This window comes from Paraburkholderia bannensis NBRC 103871 (genome assembly GCF_000685015.1).
In the GTDB taxonomy this organism is placed as follows: domain Bacteria; phylum Pseudomonadota; class Gammaproteobacteria; order Burkholderiales; family Burkholderiaceae; genus Paraburkholderia; species Paraburkholderia bannensis.
The window spans coordinates 373,380-390,297 of sequence record NZ_BAYA01000004.1; the positions used below are offsets into that span (position 1 = coordinate 373,380).

Genomic DNA, 16,918 nt, shown 5'->3' on the forward strand with positions numbered 1-16,918 from the left:
CACAAGCGCCTGTCGCTCGTGGTGCCGTTGTCAGAGAAATGCAAAAAGGGAGCGAGGTTTTGTGGTCTGAGGGTAGGTCGTCCCTTGCCATTCTTTGTCCCGCCTATTCGCGGTCCTGCGGCTAGAAGTAGATGCTCGTTTCCCCATCAACAGGGTCAACCAATAGTGAAGTGCCACTTCAGGCTAGCTTGCCGCGCAGCAGGGTCGAACAAGCGTTGAATTTTGTCCTTATCGTCGCGGCCGAGACGCCCCCAAGTAGACCAGTCGTTCGGCTTAGCAGTGACATCAAACCCCGCTGGCACGCTGATGCCAATGACGTCAGTGACGAGATAACGCTCGTGAAAATCATCCCAGAAAAAAACATCTGCTGTCAAATTCTGAGCGGCGAGATCCTTGCTAAATGACGCGTAGGCCACCTTCCAGTCGGCCTCGTTGGGAAACGTCCGAGCAGGCCCATCGCCTTTGCAGAAGCTTCGATGAATCTCGATTCGGGGCTTGACCGTGCGAGCGGTGAGCGGCGCAAACAACTGGATGAACTCGCGATAGTTGTGACTGCTAGGGTCAAGATTCGGATCAATGAACATCAGCGAATTGGCCTGCAACAGGACCCGACGGAGCACGCGCAGGTACTCGACAGTTTTGCGATCCACTGTGGCAGAAGGGCTGCGATTTTGCCACCACGAACTACCCGTCAGCTTTTCAATCGACGCAACATCATTCTTCTGCGCGAAGCTCTGCTTAGTGGTGTGGCTGGAAATAACACCGGTCAGAACATCTTGTGCTGATGTGTTCAGTCCCTCCTGGCACCAGTCAACTGATGATCCAGGGAGAGCGCCAGCCTGGCGTGGAAAACGGCGCAGCCGATTGTTCTGTACGAGCTTCTTGACGATCTCTTTGCAAAGCCGATGCAGGTTACCTGAGTTCGTCATACAGAACTGGCTCCAGCCGCCATCGTACAAATCTCGAACCACCGCTTCTTGAAGCAAAGGTTCTTTCAGATGTGGCAGACACATCTCGATGAAGGCTGCGTTGGAGTATGCAGCTTGGTCGAAGACGTCTGGAACAATAACGTATTCTTCAAGCATCTCCGAATTGCTCCCTCAAACCTTCTTCAAAAAAGCCCCCGGGCCATGACTTGACCAGTTCTCCCAATTCATTGAGCGGCATTTCACGAACAATGCTTCGTGTGCCATCGGGCTCCACGTACAACACCGAGACGTCTGCAGGTGTAACTGGTGGGACACCGGTCTCCTTTCCCAGGTAGGTTTCGCGCATTCGTCGCATTAGCCGCAGAATCAAATGCTCGCTGTGTGTTTCAAGAATGAAAGTGTTCTTGCGCTCACCCAGCGCGGCTTCGATAAAAACGTCCCCCAATTCGGCCTGAAGTGCCGGATGCAGGTGAATTTCGGGCTGCTCCATGGCCAGCAGCTTCTCACGTGAACCATAAGCCATCACTAACACCGGCAGCACCTGAGATATGCCGATGCCAACGTCACGGTGGGTGACGACCGTGTTGGTACGCTGATCGACGAGCACGAGCTCCCGGATACGATCTGCGTCAGAGGCGTCCACTGCACTAAGCAAGTCGTTGCTTGCAGCTTCCACATCTTTGATGAGAGGCCGGACACCACCAGCGGTGTATCGTGATTCCTCCTCATGCTCAACGTCGAGTCCATCGTCCTGCAAACGCTCGAGGCCTTCTACAAGTGGCGCCTGCAACTGGTCCAGCGCTACGAGTGAGCGCACTACCAGCTTGTACGGTGTTTTCAACTTACTGGACCCTAACCAGCCATTCACGGCTTCACGCACGACATCGTCGCGCCGCACGACGTCCCAGGCGTAACCGCCGCCGGCGTACCAGTTAGCGTCTTCATGCTCGGCAAAGGCTAGATGGCGTGGGGGGAAAGAGCGCAGCGGGCCTAGGTATTGCAGGTGCTTGAGCTCACCAGCCAGCGCGTCGGCTAGCCCCTTGATGAGGTCATTGAGCGTCCGCGGCAGTACGAAACGCACGGCTTGTGCGATGTCTTCCTTGCGGTTGCCCTTGCTGACCGGAAACAACATACTGACGGGCGCCATGTCAGGTCTGTCGCTCTTGGGTAATTCGACTGCGGACGGGAAGAACTGATCGATGCGCACCACAAGCTCTGGCAGCAGTGCGGCGATAGCTTCATTGGCGCCGTCGAAATCTTCAGGGCGCATTTCTTCCGAGGTTGTCTGCGCTTCGACGATAGCTTTGAGCACATGCCGAAACACGACATGGTCGCTAGCGAGGCGATCTAAACGAAGGTGGCCCGCGTTGGCATCGGGCCGTACCGCAGTGGGGCGCCGACTCATGCGTAGTAATTCCACACCATCGCTTGTGATCTCGATAGAGTCTACCCTTGGCTCCGTACCCGGCTTGGGGCGGTCCCGATCGTCAAGCTCGATCCCGAGAGCGATGTTCAGCGCCACGCTGCTCACGGGTGCAAGGAGCTGCGCGAGCCGCTGGTCCTTGTCTGCGACAAGCGCAGCGACCTTCAGCTCGGCCCCCCATTCCACTCGCTTGTTCAACTGACCCCGGTGCACGTACTGGCGAAAACCGCCGAGGTCGATCGCACTACCGCCCACATCGGTGTGATGCACGTCCAGACGGGCAAGGCTGCGCTTTTCGCGGCCGAACTGCGCCTCGTGCGCCAGCGCAAGGCTGTGGATGAAGCTAGACTTGCCGGCACTGTTTGGGCCGAAAATCAGCGTGATCGGCTTGAGCGGGATGCGTTGTGCGTCGGCAAAAGCTTTGAAGTTGGCTACGCGCAGGGCCTGCAGGCGGCGGCTCATGGCAAGGCCTCCAGTTCCTTCGGCAGCGGAAGATTCAGGGCATGGGCTTGGTGTGCCATCTCGACTAGTAGTTCCTTCATGTGTGCCTCGCGCCACCGGACAGTGAGTTGCCCAGAGAAAGCGCGTTGAAGCAAACTCGACCATAGCGAGTCTATGCCTTCAGCCGCATCTTTGGTGCGATTAAGGGCGGCCACTACTGACCATGCCAAGGACTCGAAATGTTTCTGCAAGTGAAAGGGGGGTATAGGAGCCGTGGTCCTAAGCATCGCCTCTTTGCTGATATTCAGCATAGATCCACTACTACCTGACGAAGCCGCTCTAAATTTGTCTCGTATTCCATCTTGCCAAAACAGCTCCTTGAGAAATACTCCAGACGCTTCGCCGGGAATAGGTACTACCCGCCACAACTTGTCAGGTAAGAATAGGTATTGATAGTCCGCCTCAACAATACAACTAGCTGCTACGAGTTCGCGCGTATTCGCTCGACTAAACAACAAATCGCCGCGCCTCGGGATAATCAGCGGTCGATCGATCTCCGTATCGATAACAGCCTTATTTTCTTTTGGGCGAAAGACACCGCTTGTGACTGCGCTAACCTTCAAGACACCGTACTCAATTCCCTCGCGCGGTCGCCCAGCGCCTGATGCGCTCCATCCTGCGTCAACAGACTTGATGACTTGCGACAGTTGCTTTTCTGACCATCCCATCGGATTCGATGCCGGATCTCCGAACATCTTGACGAACAGGGCCGGCAGGATGCGCACAGCCTTAGCGTCCGCGTCGCGGCGTAGGCGACGCAGACGGGCAGCTTCGTCGAGCAATTCAACGATGCGGGATTGTTCTCTCGGGGTAGCTAGCAGAATGCGAGCACGCTTGACAACCCCATCAGTCACGGCGGGATAACTTGCTCCTGTTGAGTTCGCAGTTAAAAAATCTATAAACTCTTTGGTTTGTGCCCAATAAAAGAGGTACTTCGGATCGAGCAACTGTCGATTCGCACGCAAAACCGTGAAGCCAGTTGATGCAATTTCACCATCTAGACCTTCGGGAACTAGTGCGATCGCATTTAGATTCGGTCTGACCGTCGACACCAGAACGTCTGACGCCTCAATGATTTTCCTTGCGCGACTAGGAGCATCATCACTTGGCACATCATCGGCACGTGAGATGGACTTGGAGTCCCGATCGATCCCGGCGATGTCAACGTAGCGAAAAGACTTACGCCCATTTCGTGCTGGATCGCCTTGAAGGGTCGGCAGGCATACGTCGCCGATCGTTGGTGTCAACCAAGTCATTGCGGCAACTCCACCAACAACTTCTCCAACCCCAACACCACCTCGCGGTAATCACCCAGCACCTCGGTCACCAGATCACGCGGATCTTCTTCGCTGGTCCTTTCCGCAACGCGCGGTTTCCATTGGCTCGCTCCCAGGTTGTAGTCGGCATCAAACAATTTCTCGCGGGTGGTCCACCAGCAGGTGGGTTCTTCGCTGCCATGCGTCAGCAAGGTATTTGCTTCCAGCCCGGGTGGAATGACAAATCCACTGGCCTTATATACCTTCCACTGCGTGAGCAGGTCGGGGATGTCGTTCTTCTCGGGAGTTTCCACACGGCCGCCGCCAGAAATCCTGTCAGGATCGTATCCATCGTTACGGATCTCGTAAAACCAGACTTTGTCCAGTCGTTTGGCACCTTCAGATGCAGGCTTGCGGAATACCAGCACGGCAGTTTTCACGCCCGCATACGGCTTGAATACACCTGCGGGTAGGCTAACCACGGCTAGTAGGTCGAAGTCGTGCACAAGCTTCTTGCGCAGTTCCACGTGAGCGTTTGTGGAGCCGAACAACAGCCCTTCCGGTACCACCACTGCACAGCGACCACCGGGAGCGAGGTGTTGCATCATCAGCGACAAGAACAGCAATTCGCTCTTCTTGCTATTAGTAGGCAGGTCTGATCGGATTGAATCCTTGGGCAACTGACCGGCAAAGGGTGGGTTGGCCAGGATGACCTTGTAGCGGCGGCGCAGATCGTCTTCGGTTAGCCCGCTCATGTCGGAGAGTGAGTTGGCGCGCTTAAGCTTGGCTCGGCGAATACCGTGCAACACGAGATTCATCATGCTGATGCGCAGCATCTGGCGCGACACATCGGTACCGAACACCGAGGCCTCGAGCAGGCTCCAGTCCGGAATCTTTTCACCAGCCCCCTTGCGGTACGTTTGCAGGCGCGGGATTTCTGCCTTCAATTCAGCCAGCGACTTATCCTTTTTTTCCAGCCAATCCTCGCCATAAATCGGGTACTCATGGACGTGATCGGAATACTTAGCCAATAGATAGTCCACGGCGTCGATCAGGAAGCCAGCCGTGCCCATGGCGGGGTCAAACAACGAGTCACCGATATCCGGGTCTACCATCTCGACCATGAAGGCTCGGATCTGGCGCGGGGTGCGGAACTGCCCGTTGAGTGAACTGGCACCCAGATGCACCAACAGGTATTCGAAGATGTCGCCCTTCACATCGGGACCGAGCTTACGGAATTCGAAACCATCCAACTCGTCGATTACCTGCTTGAGAACGTTTGGATCAACGATTTCTAGCACGGCATCGCGGAAGTACTCCGCGACCTCGGGCTCGTCTTTGGCCAGCGAGGCCATGTAGGGGAATACCTCGTCACGGATGAAGTCGCGCAACTCGGTCCCGCTCTTGAATCGCCATTGGCTCCAGCGGTAGCGCTCGGATTGTGCGGGGTACAACAGAGCCGCGTTGCCGCCGGTTGCACCGAGACGGACGCGTAATTCGCGGTCGGACTCCTCCTCATCCAGCAGCTTTAGGAAAATGAGGTAAGAGATTTGCTCAATGTAGGTGACCGGATTGGTAACGCCACCCGCCCAGAGTATGTTGGTAATGTGGTCGAGCTTGCGCCGCAGTTGTTGATTCATTTTGCTTTCCTAGTTTCGTCTGGACTCACGCGACCAAGACGGATTGATTGATCTCGTCCAACACGCTACGTAGTCCCTGCTCGCCAAACAATTCGATGCCGATGTTGGCAGCATTGAGTATGGACAGCGGTGGGGCGAACAGGTCATCAAGTGAGACCTTGCCTTTCACCAAGCCACGGTTCTTGAGCAGCGCAAGGTATTGCGCCTGCTCGGGAGTGAGGTTCTTTGCCACGAGCCAGGCACGGAAGTTGTCTTCCACGCGTTCCTCCCGGCTCTTAATCTTGAGCATGCCTAAAGCAGCTCGGATGAAGTCCATCAAGTTGCCGCCTGGATTGCGATAAGCACGGCGCAGGTTGTCTTCGTTGAAGTAGCGCTGCGGCTGATTTAGGCGCTGAGCAAGCTGGATCTCTTCTTGTTCCGTCAGCGCATCGCCAGCTTTGACCTTTGCGATGACGGGGTCGGCCTCAGCCTCCTGCTGGACGGTAGCTTCCCACTCAGTCACGTAGTCTCGCTTATCGATGCGCTCCCCATCTGGCCCCACTTCGATGTAGTGGACAGCATCCAGCCACTCGTCTTCGAGACCTAGCTCGATGAGTTCGCGCGAGGTCATGCCGCCGGGCTGCTTGGGCTTGGGTGTGTGACCGCCAGTACCGCTGCCAGAAAAGGCATCGGTGTCAGAGTCACTGAAGTACTCATGGTTGCGGAAGAAGTCGTAAATGACGAACTTCTCTTTGCCGATGTGTGGCGCTGTGCGTGTGCCACGCCCGCGCATCTGCTGATACAGGATCGGACTGCGCACTCGGCGGCACATTACGAGATGCAACACTTCTCGACAATCAAAACCCGTATCGAGCATCCCCACGCTAACCGCAACCATGGGCAGCTCTTCTTGCTTGAAGCGGCGAATCAGATCGTCTGCATTGGCTACGTCGGATGTGATGACCTCAGCGTACCTGCCCTTGTGCTCGGGATGTAGTTCGTTCAAGTATTGCGCTAGCCGCGCCGCATGATGCTTTGTAATCGCAAACACCACTGACTTGCCTGGTCCGTTCTTTTGTCCTGGCGCAAGCTCCTTATAGTTTTGCCAGGCGAGTCGGTCGAACTCCTCCATCATCAACCGATTGCTTGCCTCATTGGTCCATTTGCGCTCGAACTCGGCGGGGTCGTAGTGCTCCTCGTCGATGTTGGCGCCTTCAGACACCAATGTAGTGATGCCAGTGGCGAACTTGTAGGGCACAAGGAAGCCGTTCTTGAAGGCGTCCTGGATTGAATACGAATAGTCTGGCGTGTCGTCCTTGCAGTGATAAAACTGGAAGGTGTTTCGCTCGATGTAGATTGCAGGAGTGGCAGTGAGGCCGATGTGCAGGGCATCGAAGTGAGACAGCGCTGCCTGCCACGCGCCATAGATCGAGCGATGGCATTCGTCCATTATGACTACATCGAAGTAGCCGCTGGTGAACTCATGGTAACGGCCAATCATGGTCTGCAGCAGGCAGACCGTGACCTGTTTTTCCTGCCGCACCATGCCGGGCTTGAGCCAGTAGCTGGAATAACCAAGCAATAAATCTTGAATAGCCTCAATAGCTTGCTTGGCAAGCTGATCGCGGTCGACCAGAAACAGCACGCGCTCTGCTTGTCCGGCCTGCACGAGTCGTTTGAGGTAGAGTGCAATCAGATCGGTTTTGCCACAGCCAGTGGGCAACTCGATGAGGAAGCGGCGTTTGCCCAGCTCGACCGTGCGGTCGAGCACCTGCATTGCCTCCTTCTGATAAGGACGTAGGGAGCGGGTCTCGCCTTGGCGCTGGTAGGTATCTGGGATCGACACTGTGGCCAGTGGCTTGCGCTCGGCACGCATGTGTACCAAACGCTCCATATCACGCCGAGAGAAGAAGGAGTTGACGATACGGGCGTCGTCGTTCTGGTAGTCCCAGAAATAGATCAGATCGCCGTTGGTGAGGAAGATAAACGGCGCACCGATTTGTTTGGCATAGGGCAACGCTTGCTGCTTGGCGGTGTACGGCTGAATGGCTCGCTTTTTTGCCTCAATGATGGCAAGTGGGCGACCGCGCTGATCCAACAACACATAGTCGGCACGACCGTCGGGAATAGTGTTACGGTAAGGTCGACCAAGTATGGAGTCCAGTGTGCCTGGCTCGGCTAAAAAAGAGCTTCCGCTAACCTTGATCTCAGTGAGCACCTGGGACTTGTCTGCCGGATTCCAACCGGCAGCGCGCAACTGATCATCGATCAGGATGCGTGCGTCCGCTTCGTTGTTCTGGGCATTCAAGTTGATACTCCGTGATGATGAAATTTTCTTGTCTGATGACAGAATTATGCGCAAAAAGCGCGCCAGTTAGCCAATCCCATGCTTCTGTAGCCAGTTGCTAAGAGTTTGGTAGCTTCCCAAGCCCAGCAGGCGAGCCGCCTCAGACTTGTTGCCATGGGTGTGCGCCATGGCCCGTTCAAGGTAATGGCGGGCCACTTCTGCCATCAGGTCCGGCAGGGAAATGCCCCGTTCGAGGGAACGCCCGAGCAATGTCTCTCCCTTTGGGGGTATGGTAACCGCAAGCGATGCTGCCACATCTTCACCGGTGATCTTGTCGCCCGATGCCCAAATACTGGCTCGCAGCAAGGCGTTGTGTAGCTCTCGCACATTGCCGGGCCACGAATGACTAATAAGAAGATTTCTTGCGGAACCATCCAATTTTTTATGCTTGTAGCCAGGCTGGAAAGCAGCCTCCGCATTGATGGCCGCCAGCATCGAATCAATTAGCAAACCAAGGTCACCTTCACGTTCACGCAACGGAGGGAGCAGCAACACGCCCACCGCCAAGCGATGAAAGAGATCTTCCCGGAAGCGACCAGCTAGGATTTCCATCGGAAGCGTGCGGTTGGTCGCTGCAATGATGCGCACATCGACAGATTTCGACTTGGTTGCGCCCACCCGCGTGACTTCGCGCTCCTGCAAAACCCGCAGCAGCCGAACCTGGGAGGCTAGCGGCAGCTCGCCGACTTCATCCAGAAACAGTGTGCCACCGTCGGCGGACTCAAAATAACCAGCACGCGCTGCAGTAGCGCCTGTGAAAGCTCCCTTTTCATGCCCGAAGAGCTCGACATCGATCAGCTCTTGCGGAATAGCGCCGCAGTTGACGGCAATGAAGGTGCCACTGCCGCGCGCACTTGCCTGATGGATGGCTCGAGCAAAAAGTTCTTTTCCAGTGCCCGACTCACCCTGGATCAGCACCGGTACGTCGCGCAGCGCCAGTCGATGGGCCATGACAACCGTTCGCTTCATGGCCGCACAACGATGAACGATGGCCGTGAAAGCTGGCGATTCTGGCGGCAGCCCCTGCATGAGCCTTGTCAGAACTTCATCAGCTTCCTTCGCCACAGGAACAAACTCGGCTGACATCTCGAACGGGATATTGACCTCCTTGACACCCTGCTCCTTGGAGGACTCGATGAGGCGGGCAGGGCAGCGCGTCTTGGCCAACAAGAGCCAAATGGCGGCCATTGCAGGTGTGCCCGGACTCAGATGGAACACCAGTTCGGCTCTCGGATAGGTATCCCGCACCGATTGCACGATCTGAATTGCGGCTCGGTAGATTTCCTCGTGATTGGTTGGACCGGCTAACTTGATGAGGTGCAGCGTTACGGGAGTGTTTGATTGCGCTTCCAGCCATTTGGCGTATGCACGAGACTTGGTTGCGGGATGGTCCGACAGCAGATGTACCGCGTCGATATGCACCGACTTGACCGCACTGAGGATTGGCCCTTGCTCAGCGAGGGACGGCGTTTCTGATGCGCGCAAGTCAGTATTGCCCAGCCAAGTCAGCAGGATTGCCATGAACTAGAACTTTCTGTATAGATGCATAAGAAACATTATACTTTGCGAATGGGCGGTTGAATAACTGTTGAACCTCTTGACCCCACTATGATGGTCAAAAATGAGGGCATGCCCCACTAAGGCCGCGGCGTACTCCACGCCATCCGTTTCCCTGCCCGTTTCGGCGGTACTGCCCGGTTCCTAATTTCCCGTGGCTGCGACTGACTCAGCCATTCGTTGTTTCGCCCACGCGCGGCCGTGATACCAGTGCCAGTCCATGTTCGCTCAGACGCACAGTTGCATGCCACTGGAATACATCCAGATATAGCGCAGCGAGCGGTCGAGGACTTGTGTCCCCTCATCCGCAACTTTTTCGGAAGTACCGCCTTCGCGGCTCCTCCCTTGGTCGGCCTCGACAGTCCGATCAAGATCGCTGATAGAGGCGGGCAAGGGCTTTCACCTCGCCAAGCCACAGCAACACACGTGATGACGTTGATTAGTCGTGGCTTGCCGGCTTCAGCGGCCTTCCTCTTCTTCTCGGTCGACAGTTCGGCGGTTGCAATCGATGGGTGCCATTGCTGCCTTTATCGCTGGCGCTATCGGTGCGCGATGCTTCGTGCGTTGCCTTCATTGTGACGAGCCTGTTTAACGGCATACGCGTAGCCCAGCGTGACGTCGGGATACCAGCTTCCCTATGCCTGCGCTGGACTGCGGAGCCGGCCTGTCGCACGGAGCATTTAGGTAGCGTGCATCGTCCCGACTCGGCCAGCCTATTGCAAGGCATGCACCCTACACACAAGTGCGCGTCGGCGACGTCTTGGGCTTGGAGAAGGAGACGGCGTCTCGGATTGAAACGGGGGCTATCACGCCGACCCTGTTTCGCATCGAGCAGTTCGCCGAGCTTTTCGGGTGCCTATGAGCGTCCTGTTCGGCGAATATCGGGGCAAGGCGCAGGAGGATTCGGCGGACGTGGCCGCCGCTCTGGCGGACTTGCCGGAGGACGCGAGGCGTGCCGCGTTGCGCGTGGTCTCGGAGTTCGCGCCGGTGGCGAGGGACAGGGATGAATTAAAGCGCCAAAACGAGGCGCTGATCGCCCGGCTCGCGGAGTCGGAACGCCGCTATCTGTCGGAGACGTTGCGGCCCGCGCCAAAGACGCCGCGCAAGAGGCCGGGCCTGTGAGGCGCAGCGAGGGCGAGGCGGCTTCCAAGGCCGGGGCGAAGAAGCGCAGCCTCGGCCTCTCGTCATTGTCCTCTCGGGCGGCGCGTCAAGGGTGCGCTTCGCCGGCTGCGCCCACCCTTGACCCCCAATCGTGCCTGCGGTCAGTGGATCTCTCACTGTGTTGCCGGCGGTTGGACGTTGGGGCGTTTGGCGGACGAAGCTGCGCGCTTGCTGGCGGCGGGCGCCGCTTTGCCCATGGCTTTGAGTTTCCCCTTTCTCAAGAGCGCGGCATCCACTTCAATCTTGTTGATTGCAACGCCGAAGCCCAGCATCTCGAGTTCCGACAACGCGCCTTTCAGAGCGACTTTCGCGAAAAACGGAAGTTGATGCGGCAAGTCCTTTGTTGTGGCGATGGCATAAACGACGCGGTAGTTTTTTGGGTCCGGCCGCAAGGCGGGATCGGTGCGCTTGAATGACGCTGGCGATTTCGTGTTCAACTGGACGCGGAAGTCGGCGTGCTTTAAAAACGTCTCGGCTGACACGCGGCCTTGCGCGAACAAGTGGCTCAGTGTGGCGGAGCTGCGATAAATTTTCACGTGGATAAGGTCGCGTCCGTCGCGGAGAAGATCGCAAAATTCAATCTTGTCATATGGGCCGCCTACAAAGACATTGTCGCAGTCGAATAGCTCGTAGCCGAATTCAGAGCTGGCGCAACTGGCGTTGTATTCGCCCTCGTCATCGTGGGAGTAAATGGGCATTTTCTTGTCGTCAATTTCGAGATTTTTCAGCGCCTCGTCCACCCGAGCGACGAAGTTGTCGCTCACCGCGTGCCAGACCCCGTTGCGCAGGATATAGACCTTCCCGCCGTCCAGTATTTCCGCATAAAGGCACTGATAAGCCGACCATTGCTTTACGGATGTGTCGTTGGCATCGTTCACATGCACCGTCTGGTCTCGAAAGCTTTGCGAGCTTGGGGTTACCCCGTGATCGGCCATATAGGCCAGCAAGTGGTCGAGTTCTAGTGTCTGATGCCGGGGAGTCCTGGCTCGTCGGTCAAAGGAATAGCCGGTTTGAGTTTCCCAATCCACGATTTCAGGTTCGCCGAGCCAAACATTCGGCGGCGGCGGATCTTGGCGGAGCAACTGATCGAGCTCCATCTCCAAAATCACCAAATCGTCCGGATTCCGCACGCGATTAACGTCCTCGATCCACGCAAACTTTGCCGGCGGCTTCTGTTGGTAGCGAGCCAACGCTTCGTCGAGAATTGTAGGGAGATCGTGAAGCTGCGCTTCCGGCATGATGGTCAGCGCGTCGCGGCCTGTCACGTGCTCCCCGAAAGCGGCGACCTCCGAGACGCCAGTCAGCGCGTAGACCATGTCGCTTTCGGTGTCCATCCTCAGATCGAAAATGTCGACGTCTCTGGGGCTTTGGCTTCTCGTGTTGAGCGGATTGGCTTCGTAGCTTGCTTTGTCCAAGCTGCGCAGCTTGTCCGGGTTGACGGAGTTGAGCGTGACTCTCAAGCCAAAATCCCGCTCGACCGTGTTGAGATTGAGCAGGTGATATCCCATTCCGAAGGTCAGCGCGAAAACCGCATCATTTTGCCGGAACACCAGAACTGCCCCTTCGGATCGATTGCCGCGAAAATAGCCCTCGGGTCGCTCTTGATTGGAGAACAAGAAATCGACCCATTCGGGGATTCTCGGCGGAGGCGGATCTTTGACATAGAGCGTGGCCTCGCCGGATACGATTTTTATCTCGATCGCTGGCTGCGCCTGATCGGTTTTGATAATTTGGTCGTCAGCGAGTTTAGCGTCCTTCACCAAATATATGCTGAGACGCTCTTTCTTGGTTCCGCGCTCTCTCATTCCTAACCCCGCCAGCGAGTTATTTTTGGCTTCGCGGCAGGGATTTTGCTCTCGGACTGCCGACGAAACACGAGATTGCGCTTGGTGTCGGAATGCGTCAATAAATTCGTGTCGACGCAGGTCTATGCGTTGCGAAGACGCCGCTGGCATAGCCGAGCCATCAATGGAATCGGGTCCGCAACATGGCGCTTAAATCCGCCGCGTTCGGGCTGCCCATCGCGATCTCAAAGTTGAAGGCGAGCGCGTAAATTCTAGCTTGGACGAAGTTTTTGGTGCGCAGCGACCTTTTGGCTTCCTGGCCGTTGCGAATGATGCGGAGGTAGTAGACGCCGAAGCGGTTCTGATAAAGATGCGGCAACTTGTGCATCGGGCGGATGGCTCACCGCGTGCACAAGGCAAAAGGCCCGTGTTCATGAGAACACGGGCCTCTGCGCTGATTTGGTGGCGAATCAGGGATTCGAACCCCGGACCGGCGGATTATGATTCCGCAGCTGAGCTCTCATAAACCGCGGCGCTCGACGGGTAGGTCAGTCGCATCAACTTCGTCGCCCAGTCGCAAATCTGTGGCGCCAGTCGCATTTACTCTGGCGCCCTACGGCTACACCGACGCTTAAACGTCAATATTCCCCGCACGCAGCGCATTGCTTTCAATAAACGCGCGACGCGGTTCGACATCGTCGCCCATCAGCGTCGTGAAGATACCGTCAGCAGCAATCGCATCTTCGATCTGTACGCGCAGCAAACGTCGCACAGCCGGATCCATCGTCGTTTCCCAAAGCTGCTCGGGGTTCATCTCGCCGAGACCCTTATAACGCTGCTTCGAAACGTTACGCTCCGTGTCGGCAATCAGCCACTTCATCGCGCTCTTGAAGTCGTTCACCGCCATGCTGCGCTCGCCGCGCTTGATGATGGCGTTCTTGCCGATCAAGCCCTTGAACGTATTGGCCGTATTCACGAGTTGCTGATAATCGGCGGTGAGCTGGAACTCCTCGTCGATGACCGACACCTTCACGTTGCCGTGATGAGTGCGCTCCACGCGCAGCGAACGTTGCTCGCGCACCGAATCGTACATCGGCACGACCGACACTTCCGGCTTGAGCGGATCGTCGCGCAGTTGCGCTTCGAGCGCACGCGCCGAAGCCGCGGTCGACTCTTCGCTCGACAGGTCGATCGCCACGCCGTCCATGATCGCTTCGAGCGCACGCACGTCATACAGACGCGAGAGACGATCCACCACGCCACGCGCGAGCTGATACGAGCGGGCAAGCTCGCCCAGCGCGTCGCCGGAGATCGGCGTTGCGCCTTCGCTCGGCACGAGTTCCGAGCCGTTCAGCGCGAGGCGCAGCATGTGCGCGTTCAGGTCGGCGTCGTCCTTCAGGTAACGCTCGTCCTTGCCCGCCTTGAGCTTGTACAGCGGCGGCTGCGCGATATACACGTAGCCGCGCTCGATCATCTCGGGCATCTGGCGATAGAAGAACGTGAGCAGCAGCGTGCGGATGTGCGCGCCGTCCACGTCCGCGTCGGTCATGATGATGATGCGGTGATAACGCAGCTTCTCGAGGTTGTAGTCTTCCTTGCCGATACCGCAGCCCAGCGCGGTAATCAGCGTGACGATCTGCTCGGAAGACAGCAGCTTGTCGTAACGCGCCTTCTCGACGTTCAGCACCTTGCCGCGCAGCGGCAGGATTGCCTGGAACTTGCGGTCGCGGCCTTGCTTGGCTGAACCGCCTGCCGAGTCACCCTCGACGATATAGACTTCGGACTTCGCCGGATCCTTTTCCTGGCAGTCCGCGAGCTTGCCCGGCAGGCCCACGCCGTCGAGCACGCCCTTGCGGCGCGTCATTTCGCGCGCTTTACGCGCAGCGTCGCGCGCACGCGCGGCATCGACGATCTTGCTGCAAATGGTCTTGGCGTCGTTCGGCGTTTCCAGCAGGAATTCTTCGAGTGCCTTCGCCACGACTTCTTCCACCGGCGCGCGCACTTCCGACGACACCAGCTTGTCCTTGGTCTGCGAGCTGAACTTCGGCTCCGGCACCTTCACGGACAGCACGCACGACAGGCCTTCGCGCATGTCGTCGCCCGAGGTTTCGACCTTGGCCTTCTTGGCGATTTCGTTGTCGGCGATGTACTTGTTGATCACGCGCGTCATCGCCGCGCGCAGACCCGTCAGGTGAGTGCCGCCGTCGCGCTGCGGGATGTTGTTGGTGAAGCACAGCACGCTTTCGTTGTAGCTGTCGTTCCACTGCATCGCGACTTCGACGCCCACGCCGTCCTTCTCGCCCGAGATGTAGAAGATGTTCGGGTGCAGGACGGTCTTGGCCTTGTTGATGTACTCGACAAAGCCCTTCACGCCGCCCGCAAACGCGAAATCGTCTTCCTTGCCCGAACGCTGGTCGGTCAGGCGGATACGCACGCCGTTGTTCAGGAACGAGAGTTCGCGGATACGCTTGGCGAGAATGTCGTAGTGGTATTCGACGCTGCCGAAGATGGTTTCATCGGCCATGAAGTGCACTTCGGTGCCACGGTTTTCCGTGTCGCCCAGCACTTGCATCGGCGAGACCGTCACGCCGTCGCGCTCTTCAAGGATGCGGTTCTGCGCCACGCCACGGTGGAATTCCATGAAGTGCTTCTTGCCGTTGCGGCGCACGGTCAGGCGCAGGAAGCTGGAGAGTGCGTTCACGCACGACACGCCCACGCCGTGCAGGCCGCCCGACACCTTGTAGCTGTTCTGGTCGAACTTGCCGCCTGCGTGCAGCTCGGTCATCACGATTTCGGCGGCGCTGCGCTTCGGATCGTGCTTGTCGTCCATCTTCACGTCGGTGGGAATGCCCCGGCCGTTGTCCGTGATCGAGATGGAGTTGTCCGCGTGGATCACCACGTGGATGTCGTTACAGTAGCCAGCGAGCGCTTCGTCGATCGAGTTGTCCAGCACTTCGAAGACGAGATGGTGCAGACCGGTGCCGTCCGACGTGTCGCCGATGTACATCCCGGGCCGCTTGCGCACGGCTTCCAGTCCTTCGAGGATCTGGATGGACGAGGCGCCATAGCTGTTGTCGGGTTGCGAGTTGTTCGTATCAGTCATGGATTTTTTCCGGTTCTGCGTACTGCCTGTGTTACTGCTCTAGACTTTTTCGAAAAGCCATAAAAACGCCAAAGGGGCTCAGCGCCCCCTGGTGTTCTTCTTCTGTCGCGCTTTTTAAATGCGCATCGGCATCACGACGTACTTGAATTCCTCGTTCTCGGGAATCGTGATGAGCGCGCTGGAGCTGGCGTCGCCAAGGCTCACTTGCAGCGTGTCGACCTTCAGGTTCGCGAGGACGTCGAGCAGATACGTGACGTTGAACCCGATGTCGATGGTGTCGCCCTGGTAGGCGATTTCCAGCTCTTCCTGCGCCTCTTCCTGGTCGGCGTTGGTCGACATGATCTTGAGCTGGCCCGGCTCGATGATGCAGCGCACGCCCTTGAACTTGTCGGACGTCAGAATCGCCGCGCGTTGCAGCGAGCGTTGCAGTTCTTCGCGGCCGATTTCGAAGGTGTTCTTGTGCGCCTTCGGAATCACGCGCTGGAAGTCGGGGAACTTGCCTTCGACGAGCTTCGACACCAGCTCGACCTGGCCGAACGTGAACTTCACCTGCGTCGAGCCAATGTCGATCTTCAGCGTGTCGTCGATGTCTTCGAGCAGACGCTGGAGTTCGAGGATGGTCTTGCGCGGAATGATGACTTCCTGGCGCGCGAACGAGCCTTCAATCTTCATCGACGAGAACGCGAGGCGGTGACCGTCGGTGGCGACTGCCATCAGTTGGTCGCCGTCCACGACGAGCAGCATGCCGTTCAGGTAGTAACGGATGTCCTGCTGCGCCATGGCGAAGTACACCATGCCGAGCAACTGGCGGAAGGTCTTCTGCGGCACTGCGAGATTCGCGCCGAAGTCCTTGGCCTGCGCCACCGTGGGGAACTCGTCCGCGGCGAGCGTTTGCAGGGCGAAGCGGCTCTTGCCAGACTGCACCGTGAGGCGCTTGTCGGCGAGCGTGAGCGTGACCTGGCCGTCAGGCATCGCGCGCAGGATGTCCAGCAGCTTGCGCGCGGCGACGGTGGTGGCCACCTGGTCGTTGCCGACGCCGAAATCGGCGGTCGTGGTGATCTGCAACTCGAGGTCGGTCGACAGGAACGAGACGTCGGGCCCGTTTTTGGTGATCAGCAGATTGGCGAGGATCGGCAACGTGTGGCGGCGTTCGACAATGCCGCTCACCGTTTGCAGCGGCCTCAGCAGGTTATCGCGTTCGGTCTTGACCAGTTGCATAGAGTTCCTTCGTTGATGTA

At 57.6% G+C, this 16,918-nt stretch carries 11 protein-coding genes and 1 pseudogene; 2 read left to right on the forward strand and 10 right to left on the reverse strand.

Features of this window, described 5'->3' with window-relative positions; translation table 11 throughout:
• Positions 1-155 precede the first annotated feature (155 nt).
• The 6 genes from BBA01S_RS07760 to BBA01S_RS07785 all read right to left on the reverse strand — a co-directional run bounded on the left by BBA01S_RS07760 (position 156) and on the right by BBA01S_RS07785 (position 9,596).
• Complete coding sequence (locus BBA01S_RS07760) at positions 156-1,085, reverse strand: hypothetical protein (RefSeq protein ID WP_027815924.1); 930 nt, start codon at positions 1,083-1,085, stop codon at positions 156-158.
• The gene (locus BBA01S_RS07765; protein WP_027815925.1) at positions 1,078-2,814 is read right to left on the reverse strand and encodes an AAA family ATPase; all 1,737 of its coding nucleotides are present in this window, start codon (positions 2,812-2,814) and stop codon (positions 1,078-1,080) included. The genes BBA01S_RS07760 and BBA01S_RS07765 overlap by 8 nt, the downstream gene beginning before the upstream one ends.
• On the reverse strand, positions 2,811-4,109 hold the full coding sequence (locus BBA01S_RS46740) for a restriction endonuclease subunit S domain-containing protein (protein ID WP_156965888.1): 1,299 nt from the start codon (positions 4,107-4,109) through the stop codon (positions 2,811-2,813). The genes BBA01S_RS07765 and BBA01S_RS46740 overlap by 4 nt, the downstream gene beginning before the upstream one ends.
• Positions 4,106-5,749: a type I restriction-modification system subunit M gene (locus tag BBA01S_RS07775; protein WP_027815927.1), complete on the reverse strand. Its 1,644-nt coding sequence runs from the start codon at positions 5,747-5,749 to the stop codon at positions 4,106-4,108. Before BBA01S_RS07775 ends, BBA01S_RS46740 begins: the two co-directional genes overlap by 4 nt.
• A 25-nt stretch (positions 5,750-5,774) precedes the next feature.
• A complete protein-coding gene (locus tag BBA01S_RS07780) occupies positions 5,775-8,036 on the reverse strand; it encodes a type I restriction endonuclease subunit R (RefSeq protein ID WP_027815928.1) in 2,262 nt (753 codons plus the stop codon).
• 66 nt (positions 8,037-8,102) lie between these two features.
• Complete coding sequence (locus BBA01S_RS07785; RefSeq protein WP_027815929.1) at positions 8,103-9,596, reverse strand: sigma-54 interaction domain-containing protein; 1,494 nt, start codon at positions 9,594-9,596, stop codon at positions 8,103-8,105.
• Between the two features lie 778 nt (positions 9,597-10,374).
• Here BBA01S_RS07785 and BBA01S_RS48025 point away from each other — a divergent pair.
• Together BBA01S_RS48025 and BBA01S_RS48030 are read left to right on the forward strand one after the other, a co-directional pair.
• Positions 10,375-10,494, forward strand: coding sequence for a hypothetical protein (locus BBA01S_RS48025; RefSeq protein ID WP_245641443.1), 120 nt, complete (start codon positions 10,375-10,377; stop codon positions 10,492-10,494).
• A complete protein-coding gene (locus tag BBA01S_RS48030) occupies positions 10,491-10,754 on the forward strand; it encodes a hypothetical protein (protein WP_042296338.1) in 264 nt (87 codons plus the stop codon). The genes BBA01S_RS48025 and BBA01S_RS48030 overlap by 4 nt, the downstream gene beginning before the upstream one ends.
• 152 nt (positions 10,755-10,906) lie before the next feature.
• Here the strand turns inward: BBA01S_RS48030 and BBA01S_RS40510 are convergent, their stop codons facing one another.
• From BBA01S_RS40510 to dnaN, 4 genes and pseudogenes are all read right to left on the reverse strand, one after another.
• The gene (locus BBA01S_RS40510) at positions 10,907-12,748 is read right to left on the reverse strand and encodes a TIGR04141 family sporadically distributed protein (RefSeq protein ID WP_322787814.1); all 1,842 of its coding nucleotides are present in this window, start codon (positions 12,746-12,748) and stop codon (positions 10,907-10,909) included.
• Between the two features lie 52 nt (positions 12,749-12,800).
• Positions 12,801-12,965, reverse strand: a pseudogene (locus BBA01S_RS07800) (integrase); the annotation flags it as partial.
• 243 nt (positions 12,966-13,208) lie between these two features.
• A complete protein-coding gene (gene gyrB / locus BBA01S_RS07805) occupies positions 13,209-15,680 on the reverse strand; it encodes a DNA topoisomerase (ATP-hydrolyzing) subunit B (protein WP_027815931.1) in 2,472 nt (823 codons plus the stop codon).
• A gap of 114 nt (positions 15,681-15,794) precedes the next feature.
• Positions 15,795-16,898: a DNA polymerase III subunit beta gene (gene dnaN, locus BBA01S_RS07810; protein ID WP_027815932.1), complete on the reverse strand. Its 1,104-nt coding sequence runs from the start codon at positions 16,896-16,898 to the stop codon at positions 15,795-15,797.
• Positions 16,899-16,918 lie beyond the last annotated feature (20 nt).